Source organism: Akkermansia sp. NBRC 115031, from assembly GCF_030268505.1.
Lineage (GTDB): Bacteria > Verrucomicrobiota > Verrucomicrobiia > Verrucomicrobiales > Akkermansiaceae > Akkermansia > Akkermansia massiliensis.
The window spans coordinates 100616-122357 of record NZ_BSQU01000003.1 but is presented as its reverse complement, the minus strand read 5'-3'; the positions used below and the strand labels follow the sequence as shown (position 1 = coordinate 122357).

The window sequence follows — 21742 nt, the reverse complement described above, 5'->3', positions numbered from 1 at the left end:
GTGAAAATAATTTGAATCTGTCTCAAATTAGATTCTTTGCAAATGGTCGGGAAGACAGGATTCGAACCTGCGACATCCTGCTCCCAAAGCAGGCGCTCCACCAGGCTGAGCTACTTCCCGTATAAAAGAGGGATTAAAAAATTGGGAGAAAAAAATGGTGGCTCGGGACGGGATCGAACCGCCGACACGGGGATTTTCAATCCCCTGCTCTACCGACTGAGCTACCGAGCCACTTGCTTGCACGCAGAACGTGTTTGCGGGGCAGAATCTAGCACCGCATCTCCGGTATTGCAACCACAAAATATCATTTTTCCAATTTTCCTGCGTTTTGCCGTGTCCGGCCCAAGGAAGTTCTTCCCTGTCAATCAGGAGGAAGCCTGAGCCAGAATACCGCTCAGCAACAGCGGAAAGATCAGCGCCACCCAGGAGAGGGTGTACAGCAGGAGAGGGGGCATGTTCTTCTTCAACCTGTCCAGCACGAACATGAATACCCCCGCCATGGCCAGCCCGTAATAGATCCACGCGTCACCGGTGTATTCCCGGGCGGCGGCGGCCAGGCAGAAGACGACGTAGATCACAATCACCCCCATCCAGACCAGGGAAACCATGTCCCGGGCGGCGGAGTCCTGCCCGTCTTCCTCCTCTTCTTCATTCCACCGTTTGCGGCTGAACATGCTGAGGATGACCAGGGCGACGAGATACCAAGTGGGCGTGGACAGCTGGCCGCCCCAGCCTCCGCCCATCGTTCCATAGAAGTAGGCAGGGATTCCCGCTCCCGTAGAAAAGGAGACGGCGGCAAAGAATGATGCCATGACGAATCCGGAGGACAGGCTCCCCTTTTTGTGCGGATTGGAGGAAAAGTAGAGGAAGAGCAGGCTGCAAATACCCGGAAGCAGGGCAAACTGGAAGATGACCACACCCAGTTGGAAGAACATGATCCACAGCCCCGTCACGGCCGCCACCACAATGAGCAGGGAGATGACGAAGCAGTGCTTTTTGGCAAACAGCAGGCATTCATCCGAGTATGCCGCAGGGCCTCCCCGGAATATTTTAAGCACCCGGTCCAGCATGTTGACGCACCAGACGGCCACAAAGAGGAATTGGTACAGCCAGGGGGTGGAGACTACCACCAGATGGGACTGGCTGACGGCAAAAGCCCATGCAATGGCTGCAGAAGGAATCTCCAGTCCCATCAGGGAAAACCACGCCCACCAGGGGGGTCTCTTCAGCACCTGCTCCATTTTCCGTTACATCATCCCCATAACCGTTCCTCCCGCAAGCTCCCGAACCGTCATTCACAAACTTCCGCATTTTTATGCGGGGATGCTTGACATGCAATAAAACACTCCTATACTGGTGCTCCCCTTGCGTCGGAAACGCAATACATCACCATGAAGAAAGATATTCATCCCCAGTACAATCCGGTCGTTTTTGTCGACATCACCACCGGACGCCGCTTCATCACCCATTCCACCGTTCGCTCCCCCAAAACGGAAGTTATTGATGGGGTTGAACATTTCGTGGTTTCCTGCGGCATCACCTCCGACTCCCACCCGTTCTTCACCGGCAAGAACCAGTTCGTGGACACGGAAGGCCGCATCGACAAGTTCCAGAAGCGTTTCGGCGCTGTCCGCCGCAGCGGCGGCAAGCCCAAGCTCAACAAGTAAGGCTTGTCCCCAACAGTTTTCCAACCCCGTTTCCTTTCCGGAAAGCGGGGTTTTTTATTTGCAGGCTTCTCTTTGCCCCTTTTTCCTGCTTCACTGGCGGCAGCATGACGTTGACACCAGACCATTTTGACAAGCAGTCTGCGGAGCTTCTCCGCTCCGGCCGTCCCGTCCTTGCCGGAATCAGCGGCGGACGGGATTCCATGGCGCTGCTTTCCCTGCTTTCCCAAATGCCGGGGTGCCACCTCATTGCCTGCCACGTGAATCACGGGCTGCGCCCGGAGGCGGAGGAGGAGGCACAGTTCGTATGCCGGTACGCCGCCTGCCTGGGGGTTCCCTGTGTCCGGGAACGGGCGGACGTCCGCGGCATGGCCCGTTCCCGTGGAATTTCCATTGAAGAAGCGGCGCGGGATGCCCGGCAGGCCTTGTTCCTGAAATGGGCTGCCGGCTATCCGGGGGCTTTCGTGGCCCTGGCCCACCACCGGAACGACCAGCAGGAGACAGCCCTTCTCCACCTGTGCCGCGGGGCTTCCGGCATTCACGGCATGTCACCCGTTTCCACCTGGGCCAACGGATTAACTGTCGTACGCCCCCTGCTGGATTTTTCCCGGAAGGATATTACCGCCTACCTGGAGCATCTCCATATTCCATGGCGGGAGGATTCCAGCAACCAGTCTGCAGAGTATACCAGGAACGCCCTGCGCCATGAGGTCATTCCCAGGCTGGACACGCTGTTCCAGCGAGACACCAGCCTTTCCTTTTCACGCGCCTGCCGTATTGAGAACCAAATCCGCACGGCGCTTTCCCAGGCGCTGGATTCCATGAATCTGGCAGACCCCCAGGGGCGCCTGTTCCTGCCCAAGGTCAACCAGCTTCCCGCGGAGCTGAGGCAATGCGCCGTGCATGATTACCTGCGCCGGCAGCATATTCCGGACCTGACGGAGGACGCCGTGCTCCGGGTGATGAGCATTCTGGATACGGACGGTCCTTCCCGGACTTCCCTGCCCGGCGGCAAGCTGGCCGTACGCAAGGAGAAGCGCCTGATGGTCACGGATGCGCCGCGCCCAATCAATAAAGGGGAGCAACCCCCTGCGGGTACAGCAGGTGGAATTTAATGGCTTCATTCCCCACCACCAGAGCGGTGCCGAACATCCTGTCTTCATCCGTCAGCCGCGGGAGCTGGGCAATCGGGAAGAGCAGCCCTCCCAGAATGAGGCCGTAGTTGTATACGGACGGCATCATGCAGAGCAGCTTTTTGGAGATGTCCGCGGCGTCCAGGGTCGGGAAGACCCACACGTCACTGGGCTGAAGCATGGAGTTGCGGTGAACGCGCACGCTGTAGGAGTCCGGGGACAGGGCGGCGTCAATCTGGATTTCCCCTTCCACGGAGATTTCATTGTTCAGGCAGTCCTTCTGCACCATGCTCCGGGCCAGCGCGGTAGCGGCCCTGGTGCGGTCCGCAGCCAGTTCCGGCACGGACCCGGCGGTGGAGGCGCTCAACATGGCGACGCGAACGCTTTTGCCGAGCATATGGCGGGCCATTTTGGCCGTTTCCACGGCAAAGTAGGCCATGTTTTCCACGGTGGGATCAGGGGTCACCCCGGTATCAGCCAGGAAGTAGATGCCGCGGCCGCCGAATTTTTTGGCAAATTCGGGAACGAGAACGATCGAGATGGCAAAGAGGGGCTTGGTAGGAACGGGTTCCTGCCGGTATTTGTTCACGGCGCGGAAGACGGAGGCCACCCTTTTCATGTTCCCGGCCACAATGGCGTCCGCCTGGCCGTAAAGCACCATCATGGCGGCAAAGTGGACCGGCTCGGAGACGATTTCACGGGTGTTCATGGGCAATCCGTTGCCGAACATTTGTTCCGCCCGTTCATAGCGGTCGCAGAACATTTGAAGGTCCGAGCTTTTTTCCGGCTCAATGATGCGGACGAATTTCAGGGAAATTCCGTTCATTTCCGCCATCCTCCTGATGACTTCCTTCCTGCCCAGAAGGATGGGCACGCCTGCCTGTTCCGCCACGAAGCGTTCGGACACGCGCAGCACGCGAACATCCTCCCCTTCCGGGAAAACGATGCGCTTGGGATGACGCTTCAGGTTGTCCAGGAGCGGTCCTGTAAAATCATTCAGCGGGGAAAAGCCTTGCCAATCACTCATATGTCACGTGTCCTATTTAACGTGACTCTAAAAAATCCTGTCCATAAAATCAACCCATAATGTCAAAGACGGCAAATAATCGGCAAATACGTCCTCCGGGTTGAACCGCCTGCGCCGCCGTGCTAACATGGGCATTCCTCCATGTACTGCGATTACCATACCCATACCCCCCTGTGCCTGCACGCCTCCGGCACTCCGCAGGAATATGTGCAGGCAGCCGTCCGCGCCGGCCTCCGGGAATACGGCATTTCAGATCACGCCCCAATGCCCGGGGAGCCTTTTGACGACTGGCGCATGAAGCAGGCGGACATGCCGGCCTATCTGGACTGGCTCACGGAGGCCCGGGAATGCGCCGCACCGCACGGCCTGACGGTCCGCGCCGCGCTGGAATGCGACTGGTTTCCCGGCATTGGGCCATGGATAGAGCACTTGCAGAGCCTGCACGCATGGGATTACCTGATCGGGTCCGTCCATTATCTGGGGGAGAAGGAGGAGTTTGACAATCCCTACAAGATGGATTTCTGGAACCGGACGGATGTGGAGGACGCATGGAGGCAGTATTGGGAACGCTTCCGGGAGATGGCGGCTTCAGGCCTGTTCCACATCATGGGCCATGCAGACCTGATCAAGAAGTTCGGCTTCCGCCCTTCCGGAGATTTGCGTCCTTATTACGAACCGTCTCTGGAAGCCATGAAGGAGTCCGGCGCCTGCCTGGAGCTTAATACCGCCGGCTGGCGCAACAAGTGCGCCGAACAGTATCCGGACGCGCAGTTTTTAAAGATGGCGGCGGAGATGAACATTCCCCTCACTATCAGCTCAGACGCCCACAAGCCGGAGGACGTGGGCCGGGATTTTGAGCGCGCCGCGGAATTGGCCCGCCAGGCGGGCTTCACGCATCTGGCCTCCTTCCAGGAGGGCCGCATGGAGCTGTATCCCCTCCCCGGAATCTGACCTTCCCCTTTCCTCTGCGGGAAGGGAATGCTTCCCGGGGCCGCGGCGTCTGCCGCCTGGGCAGCCCGTGCCTTGAGTTTCCTGTTCCGGCAGTCCGTTTGCTGCGGAGGCTGGCGCACGCTTTCCGGAAGAAGAGGAGGAACCCGCGGACGCACTTTCAACCACCGTACAAGCCAGGCTTCACAGGCAAAGGCATCGGACGAGGTGGAACGGGGCGGGGAGGGACGGGATGGGGCCTTGGCGGCAGGGGGGAAGGCCGGATAATGACGGGCGGCGGCGGATAGTTCCACGTCCTGATAATCGGAGGGACAATGATGCGCTCCGTTCTCGGCTGGCTGGCCACCTCCCTTACTTCCCCCTGCAACTGGGAGACCTGCTTGTTCAAGTCCGCAATTTTCTTCTGGGTTCCGTCCTTCAGAGCCAGGTATTTCTTTTCCAAATCCTGCCAGTACTGTTCGGCGGTCTCCCTTTTTTTACGGATGGCGTTCACCTGTTCCTGATAGGTTCCCATCCTCGCACGGAAGGTACGGGCATCCTCCGGCAGTCCCACGCGGTCCGCTTCCAGGGCATTCCATTGCAGGGCCATGACTTCCGCCTCCACCTGGGAGAGTTCCCCCAGCAGCAGAAACATGCGGGAGATATCCGCTCCTTCCAGATAACGGGGATGCCGCTCCGCTTCAGACAGGGATTCCCTGATTTTCCTGGCTTCTTCATCAGCCGCCTTTCTGGCCTCTTCCGCCTTTTTCCTGCGCGCCGCGTCCTCCAGGCGCCGCTGGCCCAGCCTGGCCTCCACTTCCTCCGGCGTCATCCTGTAATCCTTTTGCTGTTCGTCCGTCAGCTCCTTGTAGGGGACCTTGGCCACCCCGTCCGTGTACTGGACGCTGACAAAGTCGTCTCCGGAAGACACCACGCTGGCGTCTTCCAGCACCCTGCCGGACCGCAGGGTCATATTTTCCGCCAGGGCCGCAGGCAGCAGGGCGCACAACATCAAAAAACAGGTTCCAGGCTTCATATGATTCTCCTCTTCTACGTTGGTAAGAGGCGTGAGGAAAGAAATTTATTCAAAAAAAATAGAACCAGAGGTTAATACTGGCGCCGCGGCCCGGTTTTCGCTAGCATCACGCGAGTCATTTACACATGTTATGAGTCTCTATTCTTCATCCTGGTCCCCTTTACCCTCTCTTCCCGATCCGGAAGGTTTCGCCGGCATGTATGCCGGAACATGCGGAGAAACAATGATTTGTGCCGGCGGCACCAATTTCCCGGACAAACCCATGCTTGAAGGCGGCGCCAAAACGTGGACGGACCGCATTTTCACGCTGTCTCCGGGGGAGAATGGGTGGACGGAGGCAGGAACGCTCCCTGCGCCTTACGCGTACGGAGCCTCCGCCAGCACCAGGGAAGGCCTGCTGTGCATCGGCGGCTGCGGCAAGGAAGGCCACCGGAGAGACGTTTACCTGCTGAGCGCGGCAAAAGGCGCCGTGACCGTGACTCCCTTCCCTTCCCTCCCCGCCGCCCTGGCTTATACGGCCGCCGCCGTTCTGGACGGAAAGGTCTACCTGACGGGGGGCTGTGAACGCCCGGGGGAACAGGACTGCACCAACCGGATGTTCATGCTGGATGCGCGCCAGCCGGAACAGGGCTGGCAGGAGCTGGACCCGCTGCCGGGCCGCGGACGCTTCCTGCACCAGATGGCCGCAGCGGACGGCGTCCTTTACGTGCTCGGCGGCATCGGCCTCCGGGAGGAGGACGGTAAACAGGCCCGGGAATTGCTGACGGAAGCCTGGAGCTTCACGCCGGAACGCGGATGGACGCGCCTGCCGGAGATGCCTTACGCCATCGCCGCGGCCCCCACCCCGGCCCCGGTTTCCCGGAACGGCGTGATTTATTTGCTGGGCGGGGACGACGGCTCCGGAAAGAAGTATACCCCGCAGACCAACCCCGGCTTCAACAACCAGTCCCTGTGCCTGGATACAGCCGCCATGGAATGGCACGACGCAGGGCCCATCGCGGCGCCCAGGGCGGTCCTTCCGTGCTGCGCGTGGCAGGGCCGTTTTGCAGCCGTGAACGGAGAACTTAAACCCGGCAGGCGCTCCCCTGAAGTGTGGAGCATCACCCTTTCCTGATTTTTCACCCACATCCCATCCCTATCTTCCAGCATATGCACATTTCACGTCACCTTACCCGGTTTTCCAGGGCATGCGGCTCCGCTTTCGCCGCCCTGCTGCTGATGGCGGCCCCCGCTGCCAACGCCTCTTTTTCCGTGGATGTACACCCGGCCGGAGCCATTCCCGACCTGCCGGACCCGGCGGGCCGCGCTGGAATGGCGGCTGGAACCGTTACGGAAAGTGACGGCACCCAGTCCATCATCGCCGCAGGCGGCGCCAATTTCCCCCAGGCCGCTCCGGGAGCCTCAACGCCGGAAGAACGCGGGCCTAAGGCGTACCACCAGGATATTTTCAAACTCCGCAACGGCCAATGGAGCAAGGCGGGGACGCTGCCCGCTCCGCTGGGTTACGCGGCTTTTGCAAGCGTAGGCAAGGGGCTGGCGGTAGCCGGAGGCCATAATGCGGAAGGCATCCTGAAAGACGCCCTGCTGATCAAGGCGGACGGCTCCGTGGAAAAGCTTCCTCCCCTCCCCGTCCCCGTTACGGAAGCCGCCTTCGCCGCTCACGGAAACAAGCTGTTCGTCATCGGCGGACGGGACAGCGACCAGCCGGAAGCCGCCCTCAATACCATCTACATGCTGGACACCACTCCGGATACGGCCAAAATGAAATGGGCGTCCCTCCCGCCCTTCCCCGGTGCGGGCCGCATCCTCTCCACCGCCGCCGTCTGTGACAGCACCCTGTTCATCGCAGGCGGCTGCACCCTGTCCAGGGATGCCGCCGGAGAAACCGCCAGAACGTACCTTTCCGACATGATCGGCTACGACATGACGTCCAACGATCCCGCCGAATGGGGAGCCGCGGGCAAACAGCAGCCTGCCGGACCGGGAACGCCCGTAGCCGCCGCCGCAGGCCCCGCCCCGGTACGTGAAAATTCCATCATCCTCATCGGCGGGGACAAGCGCGGCAACGCGCCGGACCCGTCCAAGCCCGTGGTGCAGTCCCGCGACATCCTGGTTTATGACGTCATCGGAAACAAATGGACGCACCAGGGGGAGTGGCCCGTCGGCATCGCCACCGCGCCCGCCGTCGTGAAGGGTTCCGAGATCATGACCATCAGCGGGGAAACCGCCCCGGGCGTCCGGACCCCCGTGAACGCCTCCGCCTCCGCAGGGTACCATTTTGAAATGAGCACGGTTGATTACGCCGTTCTCATCCTGACCGTCATCGTCATGGCGATCATCATCGTTTCCGCCGTGCGCAACGGCGTTAAAAATGTTTCCGCCGTCACGGACCCGAACACCAGGCCGGGCCTGTGGGCCTGGGTGGCCGTCATCGTCCTGTGGTTCGTGGTCATGCTGAACTATTTTGACCGCCAGCTCCTTTCCGCGCTGCATGAACCCATCGTCCGGGACATCCCGCAGACGGAAGCCCAGTTCGGCATGGTCACCTCCGTCTTCCTGCTGATTTACGCCCTGCTCAGCCCGGTGGGCGGCTTCCTGGCGGACCGCTACAGCCGCCGCCTGATGATTCTCTGCTCCCTCGTCGTCTGGTCCGTGGTCACCTGGTGGACCGGCCATGCGGAGGATTACACGTCCCTGCTCATCGCGCGCGGCGCCATGGGCATCAGTGAGGCCTTTTACATCCCCGCCGCCCTGGCCCTGATTACGGACTACCACCGGGGCAGCACGCGCTCCATCGCCACGGGGCTGCACATGAGCGGCATTTACGTGGGCATGGCCGTGGCCGGCTTCGGGGCCACCATGGCTTCATGGACGGGCTGGCGCATGACGTTCGCCCTGTTCGGCCTGATCGGCGTGGCGTATGCCATCGTCCTCATCCTGTTCCTGAAAGACCCGGCCAAGGCCCCTGCGGATACGGCGCAGGCCAAAAAGCCGTCCGAACCCAAGGAAAAAACGGTCCTGATCAATGTGGACAATGACGAACGGGCCATCAAGGAACCCGCGTCCAATCTTTCCACCGGCGCCGTGCTTTCCAGCCTGCTGAGCGGCCGCCCCATGTGGATGCTGCTGGCCGTGGTCGCCTTTGCAGGCGCCGGGAACTGGTTCCTGCTCACCTGGTACCCCACCCTGCTTCAGGATAAATACCAGCTTTCCTCCGCGGAGGCAGGCCCCGCCGCCACCCTGTGGAGCTCCGTAGCCAAGTACGTGGCCGTGCTGGGCGGCGCCATTCTGGCGGACATGTGGTACCGGCGCAACGCCCGCGCCCGCGCCCTGGTGCCCGGCATCACCTTCACCATATCCGGCCCGCTGGTGGTCCTGGCTCTGCTGCCCGGCATCTTCGGCTGGGACATTGCGGTTCCCCTTGTGCTCATGCTGGGCCTCGTCGCCACGCAGGGGCTGGCGCAGGGATCGCTGGACGCCACCCTCATGCCTGTGCTACGCTCCCATATCGACGAGCGTTATTCCGCCACCGGCTATGGCCTCCTCAACCTCACGTCCGCGGGCGTGGGCGCCCTTATCTCCTTCTTCGGGGGATGGTTCAAGGACCAGGGCGTTCCGCTGACCACCACCCTGGCGGCGGCAGGATGCCTGATGCTGCTCTGCGGACTGCTGCTCCTGATGCTGCCGCGTCCCAAACATTAACAGCAACTTTCTTTCATATCCCCAACTCCAGCCTTATGAAGAATCCCGCATGCCTGTACCTGGTGACGGGAGCCCTGTGCTCCCTCTCCTTCCTTCCCCTCGCGCAGGGGCGCACCTGGACCAGCGTCCAGGGGAAAAGCCTGGAAGCCGAGTTCGTCAGGCTGGACGGCCAGAAAGCCGTGCTGAAACGCTCCGGCGGCCAAACCGTCTCCATCCCGCTCGCCCAGCTTTCCCGGGAAGACAGGGATTTCATCGCGGCCCGGGGAAAGGGAGGGACTGCCTCCTCCAATCCCGCGGACAATTACCACCTGCCATGGCCCAGGACCGTCAAATGCCAGGACAATTTCAAGGTGGAAACCATCAAGGAGGAACAAGGGGAGTATATTTATGAAACGCCCCATTTCCGCTTCATCTGCGACGCCAAGCTGGGCGCCGGCATGATCAAGCGCCTGGGCCTTCTCTTCGAGGCCACCCACCTGGCGAACAAAACGCTTCCCATCGGCAACATCCCCCCTCACGACGATTCCGCCAAATTCCCCGCCTACCTGTACGAAAAGTTCAGCACGTACCTGGAAAACGGAGGCCGTGAAGGCACGGCAGGCATTTTCCTGGGGACGACGCGCAGCGGAGACCGCGGCAAAATCCTGGTCCCGTTTGATTCCCTGGGCGTCAAGACCATGGGGAGCACGTACATCATTGACCGCGACAAGGATTCCTCCACCCTCATCCATGAACTGACGCACCAGCTCATGTCCCCGGAGGCCAAGCAGGCAAGCTGGTTCTGTGAAGGCTCCGCGGAATACATGGGGATGACCCCGTATTCCGGAGGCCGCTTCAACTTCGGGGCCAACCGTTCCCACATTGTCTCCCGCGTGACGGAATACGGCAAGAAAAATACGGGGGGCCGCGCCCTGGGGGACGACTTTGAGGCGCCCAGCCTGGAGTCCTACATGAACATGCCCTATTCCCAGTTCACGGGAGAGAACGCCAACCTGAATTACGGCCTGGCCGCCCTGATGGCCTACTATTTCTACCACATGGACGGCAAGGGGGACGCCCAGCGCGTGAAGAACTACATGAAGGCCATCCAGTCCGGCAGCAGTGAAAAAGAAGCGCAAAAGCTCCTCCTTGATGGCCGGAGCTATGAGGAGCTGGCCAAGGAGATTGAACAGAAATGGCGCAAGGCCGGCGTTAAAATCCGCTTCCGCTCCTCCTCCTGACCCGCGCCGCGCATGCGGAAAGACGCTTCCGTCAATGGCCGGAGGACAGTCTGTGCCCTGAAAAACCGTTGACATGGCAGGGAAAGGCGGCACACTTTCCACCAGCAGGGGCTATCAGACACGCATGGCAGAAGACGCTTCCATATCCGCCCTGATGGACAGGGTGGCCCGCACCGCACCCTTTCACCGGGAACTCGCGAAACTGGGCACGGAGGAACAGGCGGTTTTCGACCATACTTCCCTGCCCGGGGTTCCGTTCGTGGCGGCCCTGTGCATCAGGACCATTCCGGATACCGCCCGGGCCTGGGTGATCGCGCCCCATCTGCGCGCGCAGGAATCCCTTGCCGCGCAACTGGAAACATGGGGAGTGCGCAACATCCTCTTCGTCCCGGAAAAAGAGGTGGCCCTGGGGGAGGAAGTGGGAGACCCGGAGCTTGCCGCGGAACGGCTGAACGTCCTTCACCGCATCGCTTCCGGCCATGTGGGCAGGCAAACCGTCGTTCTGACGGAAGGCAGCCTGAATGACGAGGTTCCCTCCCCCGACGGCATGCAGAACCAGGGAATGACCCTGAAAACGGGAGAAACGCACGCCCCTGACGATTTGATACGGCTGTTTGAGGAGGCGGGGTTCGAGGGCGTTCCTCAGGTCATTTCCCGCGGGCAGTGGTCCCGCCGCGGCGGCATTCTGGACGTTTTCCCGCTCCAGTCCTCCCATCCCGTGCGCCTGGAGTTTTTTGACGATGAGATTGAATCCATCCGGGAATTTGACGTGGACTCCCAGATTTCCTTCCGGAAGACGGAGCACGTCAACCTCGTCCTGACGGAAGCGGCAGGCGTGGAAACCCTGCGGGCCTGGATCAAGCCGGGCGACCTGATCATTACGGCCCCCTTCTGCAAGGAACGGGGGAACGTGTGCATCCTCACCGCACCGCCGGAGAACGCGGAGGGGGAGGAGGACTTCTCCCTGGCCATCCATGACAATCCCCTGGGCAGCTTTGACGCCGGGGACTTCGTGATGCAGGAGATGCGGCGGGAGCTGGCGGAACGCCAGATCCGAGAATGGCTGGACCGGAAATGGAACGTCAGCATGTTTTTTCCCAACGAAGGGGAGGAAGAGCGCTTCCGGGACATCTGCGCCGGAACGCCCGCGCTGCTGTCCATCACCGCCCTGCGCGGGGACCTGCCCGGCGGCTTCAGCATTCCGGGGGCAAAAACGGCCGTTCTCTCCTCCTCGGAGCTGTTCGGCAGGTACCAGTCCGCCACGGCTCGCCGCCGCGCCAGCCGGGAGGACAAGGCGCGCAAGGCCCGCGCGCAGGCCTCCCTGAAGGACATCAACCCCGGAGACCTGGTGGTGCACACCAGCTACGGCATCGGCAAATTCATCAACATTTCCACCTCTCCGGACTCCGGAGACGAGGAAATGAACATCCTTTACCGGGACAATACGATCCTGCACGTCCCCCTCAGCCAGGCGCACCTGGTTTCACGGTACATAGGGCTGGGCAGCAAGACGCCGGAACTCAACAAGCTGGGGGATTCCAAATGGCAGCGCGCCAAAAAGTCCGCGGAACGCTCCGTGGCGGACTACGCCGCCCAGCTCCTCAACGTGCAGGCGGAACGCCAGACCGGAAAGGGCTACAGCCACCCTCCGGACAGCAAATGGATGTGGGAGTTTGAAAGCTCCTTCCCCTTCCGGGAGACCCAGGACCAGCTCCGCGCCATCGCCCAGACGAAGGCGGACATGGAAGCCACCCGCCCCATGGACCGCCTGATCTGCGGGGACGTGGGCTTCGGCAAGACGGAGGTGGCCATCCGCGCCGCCTTCAAATGCGTGACGGGAGGCCGCCAGGTGGCCGTGCTGGTGCCCACCACCGTGCTCGCGGAACAGCACTTCCGCACGTTCAAGGAGCGCATGAGCGAATACCCCGTGCGGATTGAAATGCTCAGCCGCTTCAGCAGCGCGGCGGACGTCCGCTCTACGCTGGAAGGGCTTAAGTCCGGGGCCGTGGACATCGTCATCGGCACGCACCGCCTCATCTCCGAGGACGTGTCCATTAAAAACCTGGGCCTGGTGGTGATTGACGAGGAACAGCGCTTCGGCGTCAGGCACAAGGAGAAATTCAAGGAACGCTTCAAGGGCATTGACGTGCTCACGCTGTCCGCCACGCCCATTCCCCGCACCCTGTACATTGCGCTGATGGGAGCTAGGGACATGAGCTCCATTGAAACGCCGCCCGTCAACCGGCAGCCCGTGCAGACGAGCGTATGCCCTTATGACGAACGCATCATGAAGAAGGCCATGGAGCGCGAACTGGAACGCGGCGGCCAGATTTTCCTGCTGCACAACCGCGTCAAAACCATCGAACTGTTCCGGGACCGCATCCAGGCCCTGGTGCCCAAGGCCCGCATCGTCATCGGCCACGGACAGATGCCCAAGGACGAGCTGGAGAAGGTCATGCGCACCTTCGTGCAGGGGAAGGCGGACATCCTGCTGGCAACCACCATCATCGAATCCGGCATCGACATCCCGAACGCCAACACCATCATCATTGACCGCGCGGACCGCTTCGGCCTGGCGGACCTCTACCAGCTCCGCGGCCGCGTGGGCCGCGCGGGGCACCGGGCCTACGCCTACCTCATGCTCCCCAGGTCCGCCGCCACCACGGGAGACGCCCGCAAGCGCGTCTCCGCCATCAAGCAGTACACGGAGCTGGGTTCCGGCTTCAAGATAGCCATGAGGGACCTGGAAATACGCGGCGCGGGCAACCTGCTGGGCACCCAGCAGAGCGGCCACATTGCCGCCATCGGCTTTGACCTGTACTGCCAGCTTCTCCAGCAGTCCATCGCCCACATGCAGGGCAGGCACACGGCTCCCCGGCCGGACGCGGCCCTGAGAACGGATTTCATCGTGAACAGCGAGACGCAGTTCGCCGCCAAATCCCGCAAGGATTATCTGGGCGCCTTCCTGCCCCGGGATTACATCAGCGACGCAGCCCTGCGCATTTCCGCGTACAAGGACCTGGCGGCAGTCCGCACCCTGAAGGAGGCGGACGCCCTGCTCCGCGCGTGGGAAGACCGCTTCGGCCCTGCACCGGAAACGGTGCATCACCTGCTGGATTCCCACAAAATCAAGATACTGGCATCCAAAGCAAACATCTCCATGGTGGAAATCAGCGGACAGCGCCTGATGCTCACCAGGAACGGGGATTTTATCCTGCTGTCCAACAAATTTCCGCGGCTGGCAGGCGTCTCTCCCGCAGACAAGCTACGGGAAGCGCTGGAAATGCTGAAGAACATCTAAACCGCGCCACAGCCTTCCCGGCCGGGCCATCCAGCGGAAACAGGAAGGCCCCGGCGCCGGGGCCTTCCGCCCCGAACGGCTTCCGATAACGGACGGAAACCGCATGCCGCGTTCTCTCCTTTCCCGTGGTAAAATCCTTCCATCAAATTCGCAGCTCTTCCGCGCCGGAAAACTCCTTCTTCCTCATCATTTCCATGATGCCGGACGTATTGGCCGGAGCCATGATGACCTCTATCGACCATTCGGAACTGTCCATTTCCTTTGCGTAATCCTCCATGTTTATGGAGACCTCCAGGACGGGAGACTCCCGGGTAAGGGCCGTACGGAAAGAACGGGACATGACCTCCTGCCCGTTCCGCAACAGAATCACCTTGTCAATAAGGATACTTCCCCCTTCCACGGAGGTCCGTACCAGCCGCAGTCCTGAAAATTGGCTCATCTTCCTGCCGGGAATGGAGCAGCGCATCCTCGTATAGGTTTCCTCCTTCTGCCCCAGAAGCTCCCAATGGGATAAAATGGGGGCCGACAAGGTAAGCCGCGACAGGTCGTAACCGGAACCGGCCAACAGCCTGGACAGGCGCGCGACCATCTCCGCGGAATATTCCACCCCCCACCCCTGGGAATACAAGACACCCAGCATATACAGCACGGAAGGATCCTGCGCGGCAAAGGACATCAGAAGGAAATCAACCGCCTGAGAATAGTTCTGGGACAGGCTGACCGGGCACTGAAGCATATCCGGGAAAAATTCCTTGCCCCCCACAAGAAGAAACGCCAGATCCCTCTGCGCCACAATAAAGCCCCCCATGGCCGCCTTATAAAGCCAGGCGCCTCCTTCCTCTCCGTATCTCCCATCCCGTTCAAAGATGAGACGGGCTATTTTATACTGGGCGGCGGGATACCCCGCCTTGGCGAACTTCCGCACCTGCGTCTTCTCCTGTTCCGTCAGCACGATGGAATCAATTTCCGTACGGTTCCTTTTCCGGGAGGCGATGAGCATTTCCCGGATCCTGCCGTTTTCCGGCCTGTTCAGCGAATCTCTCACCTCGGAGTCATCCATCGCGCAAATGAATTTAAAATGGGGCCTCACGGTTTTCCCGCTCTCCAGCGTCGTAACCTGGGAAGAAACAACCTTCAGCGGATGAGGAACATTATCCTTGGTTTCAAAACTGAACCTGTAAGGCGCATCCACATTCAGCGCCGGAAGATCCACAAAGCGGAACCCGGTGAGCACAGGACTCTCGATCAAGGTGAAGGAAAAACCGTTGAGAGACCGGGAAACCAGCTTTCCCTCCTCATCACGTATGGTCAAATACAGAGGCGGGCACATCTTATCTTCCTGAAGCACTCTCAAATGAACACACGCAAGGGAAAAGCGGTCGGGAAGCAGGGACGGAAGAGCATGGCGCGACAAAGACGGACTATCCAGCCTGACGTCAAAACGTTCCACGGGACTCAGCAAGGAAACGCCCCTGGATTCTGAAATAATCTGGGGAATGGGGGTGGACATTACACTGGGAAAGCGAAGCCCTAAAGCATCGTCCTCCTCCGGGCCGCCTCCCCAGTCATAAACAAAATAGCCGAGGGTTGCGCCAATCACGCCCGCAACAACGAAGAGCCCCAGCACCTTCCTCCATCCGGCCCCCCACTTTTCGTGCCCTTCCGACATGATGCGGGAAGAGGACAAGGCAAACAGATTGAAAAAACGCTTACGGGCGGACTTGAACTCCTCACTGGAGAACTTAATGGTTGAGAGCGCCCCTCCTTCCACTCCCAGATCCTTCATCCACTCTTCCGCGGAGTTATAACGATCTTCCACCCGAGGAGAAAGGGCCTTGTCTATGGTCCTGAGAAAATTTTTCGAATAATGAGAGGACAAGGGCGCGGACAATGCCAAAGGCTGTATGGTATCGTGAATCAGCCGCTCCTCTCCTCTGGGGGGCGCACCCCCCTTCAGCAGGGAATAGAACGTAGCGCCCAGGGAATAAATGTCGCTCCAGGGTCCCGTGTTTTTCCTGCCGAGAGCCTGTTCCGGAGAAGAAAAGCCATGAGTCGTCAGGACAGTCTGGGTATGGGTGCTCTCCATGTGGCGCGACGCGCCGAAATCCACGAAAACGGGAGTTCCCTCCTGTGTAAGCAATATATTTCCCGGTTTGATGTCCCTGTGGCAGATGCCTTTTTTATGAAGGTAATCCAAAATCTGGAGGATGTGCATCAGCAATCCCTTCAACTTGGCTTCCGAATAACAGTTTCCGGCAAGCAGCTGCTGTTCTCCCAGGTAATCCAGAGGAAGCCCCTGAACATAATCCATGGAAAAATAAGCCGTGCCGTTGCACTCAAAAACGGAAAGAACCCGGACAATACCTGGAGAATCCAGCCTCGCAAGAATGCGGGCTTCATTCAAAAAGTTGGAAAGGGTCCACTTGAAATACTCGGCGTCATGCTCATTATTGGGAACCACGCGCCCCGTAAACGGATCTCTGTAAGCATAGGAAGAAGGAAAATTCTCTTTTAAAACCACTTTCCTCTTCAGCATCAAGTCCCGGACCAGATAGGTAATGCCGAATCCGCCGCTTCCCAGCACCTTCAATATTTTATAATGCTCCAACGTCGCTCCGTCCGGGAGTTCCTTGGAATAAACGGAAAACTCGTTCCAGGAAGAGGGAGGGGTCAATTTGGATCCATGCACGGAAACATTATTCAAATGAGCATCTTTTCCCGGAACTGCCGCATGGTGAAAATCGGGAACACTATTTGAGCCGCAACTCTCCATCCTAATATCTGATCAGGAAATTACTTTTATCTTTTCCACCTAATTTGTAAAGATTATTCTTTTGCCGCTCACCGGGTTGGTTATTTCTCCATAACCTCTTGCACGGGAAACAAGACATCCGCCATTTTTCATCTTCATGAACAGCTCACGGCTTCCACGGATTTAACGGAGAACCACCCGGCCTTCACGCAGGGAGGGCCTTTTCCCCCATTCCGGAAAGTAGATGCGCTGGCTGCCGCCCTTCCAAAACATACTTTTGCAATAAACGGGCCAAGATGGACGTATTCTGACAAAGATATGATTGTAAAATCTCTCATTATTTTCAGCAATATGGCAGGATGCCTCCTGCCCGGTTCCGGACAGGCGGGAGAATTGCATGCCTCTCTGCAATCCCCGGACGGCCGTCTGTCCTGGATGCTCCACGCGGATAACCGGGCCGCCCATTCCCTGAAAAAGGGAAACAGGACGGTTCTGGAGCCCTCCGGCCTGGGCATCGTGGTGAACGGCAAGGACCTTGCCGGAGGCATTACGGGATGGAGCGTGAAAAAAGTGAAGGACAACATCCACGACACCTTTGAAACGCGCGGCAAATACCCCTCCGCTTCCGTCCATTTCAACGAATACGTGGTTTCCGGGGATAATTCCGGCCTCCGCCTCCGCGCCCGCGTTTTCAACAACGGAGTCGCCTTCCGCTACGAGTGGACGGAAGACATGCAAAAAGCGCCCGTGCTGAACATCGGGGAAGAAAAAACGTCGTTCGCCTTCCCGGAAAAAGCCGTCCTGTGGACCCAGGACTCCGCTTCCGCACTGGGTCCCTGCGAGGGAGTCTGGTCTCCTTCCAGAATAGTCGATTTCAAGAAAGACCCCGGCAATCCCCGCAGCCATGTCCGCACCATGCCGGTTGCGGCGGAACTGCCGGGCGGAGGCTTCGCCCTCATCCAGGAAGCCGCCAATTTCAACAGGCAGTGGAGCGGCATTAAATTCTCCCTTCAGGACGGCGCATGCAGGACGGTATATTTCCAGGACCCGGAAGGCTTTTCCGCCCCCTCTTCCGCAGAGATGCCCTGGCGGGTCATCCTGGTGAACGACGACCTGAACGGCCTGGTCCGGAACGACGTCATCCCTTCCCTGGCTCCGGAACCGGACAGGAACCTTTTTCCTGAAGGAGCCAAAACGCCCTGGATCAAGCCGGGCCGCTCCACCTGGACCTGGTGGGACCGCGGAAACGTCCGTGAAGAGGACCAGTACGCCTTTGTCGACATGGCCTCCGAATTCGGCTGGGAATACCACCTCGTTGACGAAGGATGGAAGAAATGGGGCAAAACCGTGCCGGAAAGCATGGACAAGGTGGCTCAACTGGCCAGCTACGCCGCCGGCAAACAAGTAGGCATCTGGGTATGGGTGCGCTGGTCAGACGTCAACAACCCCGCCAACGACTGGGAAAGCATGCGCAGCTTTTTCAGAAGCCTTGCCAAAACGGGCATCAAGGGAATCAAGATAGACTTCATGGATTCCGCCTCCCGGGAACGCCTGGCCTTTTATGACGCCGTCGCGGAAAACCTGGCGAAAAACAAGCTCATGGTCAACTTTCACGGCGCCAATACCCCCACGGGGGAAGAACGCTCCTGGCCGCATGAAATGAGCCGGGAAGGCATCTACGGCGGGGAACAGAACATCTGGGCCGCCATCGGCGGACAGCACTACTGCGCACTGCCCTTCACCCGGCTGGTCTCCGGCCACGCTGATTTCACTGGCGGCTACTTCGGCCACGGGCCCAAGCTGCGCGGCTCTTCCTGGCCCCTCCAGATGGCGGCCAATATCATTTATACGTCCCCCGTCCTCCACTGGGTATCCAACCCCGCAGACATGGAAGCCGCCTTCCCGAAAGGCTCCCCAGAACGCGAAGCCGTCCGGAACATTCCCTCCGTCTGGGATGAGACCATCGTTCTGCCGCCGTCCGCCATCGGGGAATGCGCCGCCTTTGCCCGGCGTTCCGGGGACCAGTGGTACATTGCCCTGATGAACGGGGACGGACGGGAACGCACCGTTTCCATTCCCCTGGACTTCCTGAACAGGAACACCGCGTACCGGGCCACCATCCTCCGCGACCTGCCGGAAAAGAACGACGGCTGGAAGGTGGAAAACCGGGAACTCCATTCCGGGAGCACCCTTTCCTTCACCATGCGCGTCAAGGGCGGCGGCATTGCCCGCCTGGTCCCCGCCGGAAAGTAGCGTTCCCTTCCGTCTGCTCAACGGGAGTTCATCAGGAAAGGGGAAGAGGCTATTTTCCTCTTCTCCCTTTCCATTTGAAGCGGCCTTTCCGGAAAGGGAGAATTCCCATCATTTACGGCCTCCGGCAGTCACCAACTTCATTACCCGCGGAAAGACCGGAAAAGACGGCAAAAGGGTCAGTCCTGGCCAGCCTTCTCCATGGTGCTCCACGCCGGGAGCCACTGCACGTCCCGGAGGCGGTAGCCGCGTTCCAGAAGAGCTCCGTGCAGGCCGGGAAGATGGGCCGCGCCATAAAAAATGCCTATCCTGCGAACGCCCTTGCCGCGCCATTGGTCAAACACTTCCATGCACTTGGAATTCCGGCCTTCCAGAATCACGGTATCCTCCAAATCATTCGGAGCATGGGCAAAAATGCGCATCAGTTCATTCTTCAGTCCCGCCTTGTTCCCGGCAAGCAAATCCACCATCATGCCGAATTCATTCGGCTGGTACGCCCCGGGCTTTTCCACCAGGGAGGACAGCATGGATTTAAGCATCAGGCTGGCGAAGTTTTCTCCCTTACTGGCCTGCGCCTGCCGGAATTCCGCCAGCGTCATGTCCGCATGGATAAAATGGGGCGCGGAATAATCAATGCCCTGATGCTGGGTTTGAAGGCCCAGCGCGGCGCTCAATTCCCGGTACGCGCTTCCCAGCAGCCCCAGCAAAAAAGACTTTTCCTCAAGGGCGGCTCTCTTCCTCCACTCCACCATCCGGTTCCATTCCCGCGCCTCCTCCAGCGTCAGCCCTCCCATAGGCTTATTGCGGTCTATTTTACGGCGGAGCTCCTCCTCCCTCCGGAGCCCCTCCCCGCCGATCATTTCAAACAGCAGCACGTCATAACTGCCGAACAGCTTGTTCAGCCGGGCATAATAATCAGCCTCCGCCACATGAATGGCCCCGATAAGCGCCACTTCCGCGCCTTCGTCATTCACATACGCGGCCACGGGCGTAGACAGGCTCTGGCTGTTGCGGGACGAGGATTCCAGAAGCATGTACCGGGCCGGATACCCCCCATGCTCCTTCTTCCCCGCAACGGAGGCGTCCGCCGCAAGCGCGGGAGAGCACAACAGGAACACGGCCAGGAAGCTGCGCAGCATTTTCATACATGTCCAGCCTAGCGCGGGCCACACGCAGAGCAAGCCCAAAAAAGGACTGTGCCGCCTTTCCCTGCATCCCCCTCTCCGGAACCGGCAGCCACCGGAGCACGAACGGGTTTCCCTTAAACCGCGGGAGCCGGCAAACTTCCGCAGTTTGCGCCGCGTCAGCAGGGAGCAAAAAAATCCCCGCACCCGGAGACGGGCACGGGGAATGAAAAGGTTCATTCAAGGCACCATGCGGAAAACGATCCGCCGGCCGTGAACGGTTACTTCTGGCAGCAGCAGCCGCACTTGTCGGTCAGGGCTCCCACGCCGGGAAGCACCTTGCCTTCCAGCAGTTCCAGGGAAGCGCCGCCGCCCGTAGAGCAGAAGGAAAGCTTGTCCTGGACCTTGAACTTCTTGGCCGCCGTCACGGAATCGCCGCCGCCCACGATGGAGATGGCGGAGGAATCCGCCAGGGCTTCCGCAATTTCCTTGGTGCCCTTGGCAAAGCAGTCCATTTCAAACACGCCCATCGGGCCGTTCCACAGAACGGTCTTGGCGTCCTTGATGATGGCGGAGAATTCTTCAATAGCCTTGTCGCCGATGTCGATGGCCATGCCGCCTTCCGGCACCTTGCCGCCTTCCGCGAAGGGAGCCGTGCAGAAGGTTTCAGCGCCGTCTTCAAACTTCATGGCTACGCGCACGTCCGCAGGAAGCAGGAATTTCACGCCCTTGGCCTTGGCTTCCGCCAGGATTTCACGGGCCAGATCCAGCTTGTCGCCTTCAATCTTGGAAGCGCCCAGGTCATACCCTTCAGCCGCCAGGAACGTGTTGGCCATGGCGCCCCCGATCAGGAACGTATCAGCCTTTTCCATCAGCTTGGAAAGCACTTCAATCTTGTCGGACACCTTGGCGCCGCCCATGATTACCACGAAGGGCTTTTCCGGGTTTTCCAGCTTGCCTTCCAGGTATTCCAGTTCGCGTTCGATCAGGAAGCCCATGGCGCTCTTTTCCGCAAAATGCGTCACCCCTTCCGTGGAAGCGTGGGCGCGGTGGGCGGTGCCGAACGCGTCGTTCACGAACAGCGTGGCATTGCCCAGAAGAGCCTTGGCAAATTCCGGATCGTTCTTCTTTTCACCGGGATAGAAGCGGACGTTTTCCAGCAGGACCACGTCGCCGTCCTTCATGGCGGCGCGGGCGGCTTCCGATTCCGGGCCGATGGCGGCGGGAACGAATTTCACTTCCTTGCCGAGCAGTTCGGAAAGGCGGGCGGCAACGGGCTTCAGGGAAAAAGCGGGATCGGGTTCGTTCTTGGGACGGCCCAGATGGGAGGTGAGGACAAGGCGGGCGCCCTGGTCCAGCAGGAACTTGATGGTGGGGAGGGCGGCCACGATGCGGGCGTCATTGGTAATTTCCCCATCCTTGAGGGGGACGTTGAAATCCACGCGCATCAGGACTTCCTTTCCCTTGGCATCAAGGTCACGTACAGTAAGTTTAGCCATATCGGTTTATATTGTTTGGTTCAATGGAATAAAAAAGGGAGGGCATTTCTGCCCTCCCGGATAAATCCCCGGCCGCCTGGACAAACCCGGTTCAGGAACCGGAAGGT

At 59.8% G+C, this 21742-nt stretch carries 14 protein-coding genes and 2 tRNA genes; 8 read left to right on the top strand and 8 right to left on the bottom strand.

Going from position 1 to position 21742, the window contains the following annotated elements:
- Window positions 1–43 precede the first annotated feature (43 nt).
- From QSJ36_RS05395 to QSJ36_RS05385, 3 genes are all read right to left on the bottom strand, one after another.
- Window positions 44–120: transfer RNA gene (locus tag QSJ36_RS05395), tRNA-Pro, on the bottom strand.
- A gap of 35 nt (window positions 121–155) precedes the next feature.
- A tRNA-Phe gene (locus tag QSJ36_RS05390) sits at window positions 156–231 on the bottom strand.
- A gap of 134 nt (window positions 232–365) precedes the next feature.
- Window positions 366–1232: a hypothetical protein gene (locus tag QSJ36_RS05385; protein ID WP_146018163.1), complete on the bottom strand. Its 867-nt coding sequence runs from the start codon at window positions 1230–1232 to the stop codon at window positions 366–368.
- A gap of 159 nt (window positions 1233–1391) precedes the next feature.
- Between QSJ36_RS05385 and QSJ36_RS05380 the strand changes: the two genes are divergently transcribed.
- Together QSJ36_RS05380 and tilS are read left to right on the top strand one after the other, a co-directional pair.
- Window positions 1392–1667 carry a type B 50S ribosomal protein L31 gene (locus tag QSJ36_RS05380; RefSeq protein WP_022396217.1) on the top strand — a complete coding sequence of 92 codons (276 nt, stop codon included), beginning with the start codon at window positions 1392–1394 and terminating at the stop codon, window positions 1665–1667.
- 104 nt (window positions 1668–1771) lie between these two features.
- On the top strand, window positions 1772–2779 hold the full coding sequence (tilS, locus tag QSJ36_RS05375) for a tRNA lysidine(34) synthetase TilS (RefSeq protein WP_285467527.1): 1008 nt from the start codon (window positions 1772–1774) through the stop codon (window positions 2777–2779).
- Here the strand turns inward: tilS and QSJ36_RS05370 are convergent.
- Window positions 2733–3824 carry a phosphate acyltransferase gene (locus QSJ36_RS05370; RefSeq protein WP_022396219.1) on the bottom strand — a complete coding sequence of 364 codons (1092 nt, stop codon included), beginning with the start codon at window positions 3822–3824 and terminating at the stop codon, window positions 2733–2735. The genes tilS and QSJ36_RS05370 overlap by 47 nt on opposite strands.
- A 141-nt stretch (window positions 3825–3965) precedes the next feature.
- Here QSJ36_RS05370 and QSJ36_RS05365 point away from each other — a divergent pair, with 141 nt between their 5' ends.
- Window positions 3966–4775, top strand: a complete 810-nt coding sequence (locus QSJ36_RS05365; protein WP_285467525.1) for a histidinol-phosphatase — start codon at window positions 3966–3968, stop codon at window positions 4773–4775.
- A gap of 157 nt (window positions 4776–4932) precedes the next feature.
- Here the strand turns inward: QSJ36_RS05365 and QSJ36_RS05360 are convergent, their stop codons facing one another.
- Window positions 4933–5787, bottom strand: a complete 855-nt coding sequence (locus tag QSJ36_RS05360) for a hypothetical protein (protein WP_285467523.1) — start codon at window positions 5785–5787, stop codon at window positions 4933–4935.
- A 262-nt stretch (window positions 5788–6049) separates the two neighbouring features.
- On the opposite strand from QSJ36_RS05360, the gene QSJ36_RS05355 reads away from it, so the two are divergent.
- The 4 genes from QSJ36_RS05355 (at window position 6050) to mfd (ending at window position 14010) form a co-directional block, all read left to right on the top strand.
- Window positions 6050–6901, top strand: coding sequence for a hypothetical protein (locus QSJ36_RS05355; protein ID WP_285467521.1), 852 nt, complete (start codon window positions 6050–6052; stop codon window positions 6899–6901).
- Window positions 6902–6936: 35 nt separating this feature from the next.
- Window positions 6937–9489, top strand: a complete 2553-nt coding sequence (locus QSJ36_RS05350; protein WP_022396223.1) for an MFS transporter — start codon at window positions 6937–6939, stop codon at window positions 9487–9489.
- 35 nt (window positions 9490–9524) lie between these two features.
- Window positions 9525–10709 carry an SHD1 domain-containing protein gene (locus tag QSJ36_RS05345; protein ID WP_285467520.1) on the top strand — a complete coding sequence of 395 codons (1185 nt, stop codon included), beginning with the start codon at window positions 9525–9527 and terminating at the stop codon, window positions 10707–10709.
- Between the two features lie 124 nt (window positions 10710–10833).
- Window positions 10834–14010: a transcription-repair coupling factor gene (gene mfd / locus QSJ36_RS05340; protein ID WP_285467518.1), complete on the top strand. Its 3177-nt coding sequence runs from the start codon at window positions 10834–10836 to the stop codon at window positions 14008–14010.
- A gap of 142 nt (window positions 14011–14152) precedes the next feature.
- Here the strand turns inward: mfd and QSJ36_RS05335 are convergent, their stop codons facing one another.
- On the bottom strand, window positions 14153–16699 hold the full coding sequence (locus QSJ36_RS05335; protein ID WP_180973704.1) for a protein kinase: 2547 nt from the start codon (window positions 16697–16699) through the stop codon (window positions 14153–14155).
- Between the two features lie 414 nt (window positions 16700–17113).
- On the opposite strand from QSJ36_RS05335, the gene QSJ36_RS05330 reads away from it, so the two are divergent.
- A complete protein-coding gene (locus QSJ36_RS05330; protein ID WP_180975941.1) occupies window positions 17114–19015 on the top strand; it encodes a glycoside hydrolase family 97 protein in 1902 nt (633 codons plus the stop codon).
- Window positions 19016–19191: 176 nt separating this feature from the next.
- Here QSJ36_RS05330 and QSJ36_RS05325 read toward each other — a convergent pair whose 3' ends face one another.
- A complete protein-coding gene (locus QSJ36_RS05325) occupies window positions 19192–20157 on the bottom strand; it encodes a hypothetical protein (protein WP_102722425.1) in 966 nt (321 codons plus the stop codon).
- Window positions 20158–20417: 260 nt separating this feature from the next.
- On the bottom strand, window positions 20418–21635 hold the full coding sequence (locus QSJ36_RS05320; RefSeq protein ID WP_102722426.1) for a phosphoglycerate kinase: 1218 nt from the start codon (window positions 21633–21635) through the stop codon (window positions 20418–20420).
- Between the last annotated feature and the right edge of the window lie 107 nt (window positions 21636–21742).

Excerpts from the sequence above, each read along its gene's own strand:
- QSJ36_RS05380 (WP_022396217.1), top strand. The coding sequence starts at position 1,392 with ATGAAGAAAGATATTCATCCCCAGTACAATCCGGTCGTTTTTGTCGAC.
- tilS (WP_285467527.1), top strand. The coding sequence starts at position 1,772 with ATGACGTTGACACCAGACCATTTTGACAAGCAGTCTGCGGAGCTTCTC.
- QSJ36_RS05370 (WP_022396219.1), bottom strand. The coding sequence starts at position 3,824 with ATGAGTGATTGGCAAGGCTTTTCCCCGCTGAATGATTTTACAGGACCG.
- QSJ36_RS05365 (WP_285467525.1), top strand. The coding sequence starts at position 3,966 with ATGTACTGCGATTACCATACCCATACCCCCCTGTGCCTGCACGCCTCC.
- QSJ36_RS05360 (WP_285467523.1), bottom strand. The coding sequence starts at position 5,787 with ATGAAGCCTGGAACCTGTTTTTTGATGTTGTGCGCCCTGCTGCCTGCG.
- QSJ36_RS05355 (WP_285467521.1), top strand. The coding sequence starts at position 6,050 with ATGCTTGAAGGCGGCGCCAAAACGTGGACGGACCGCATTTTCACGCTG.
- QSJ36_RS05350 (WP_022396223.1), top strand. The coding sequence starts at position 6,937 with ATGCACATTTCACGTCACCTTACCCGGTTTTCCAGGGCATGCGGCTCC.
- QSJ36_RS05345 (WP_285467520.1), top strand. The coding sequence starts at position 9,525 with ATGAAGAATCCCGCATGCCTGTACCTGGTGACGGGAGCCCTGTGCTCC.
- mfd (WP_285467518.1), top strand. The coding sequence starts at position 10,834 with ATGGCAGAAGACGCTTCCATATCCGCCCTGATGGACAGGGTGGCCCGC.
- QSJ36_RS05330 (WP_180975941.1), top strand. The coding sequence starts at position 17,114 with ATGGCAGGATGCCTCCTGCCCGGTTCCGGACAGGCGGGAGAATTGCAT.
- QSJ36_RS05325 (WP_102722425.1), bottom strand. The coding sequence starts at position 20,157 with ATGAAAATGCTGCGCAGCTTCCTGGCCGTGTTCCTGTTGTGCTCTCCC.
- QSJ36_RS05320 (WP_102722426.1), bottom strand. The coding sequence starts at position 21,635 with ATGGCTAAACTTACTGTACGTGACCTTGATGCCAAGGGAAAGGAAGTC.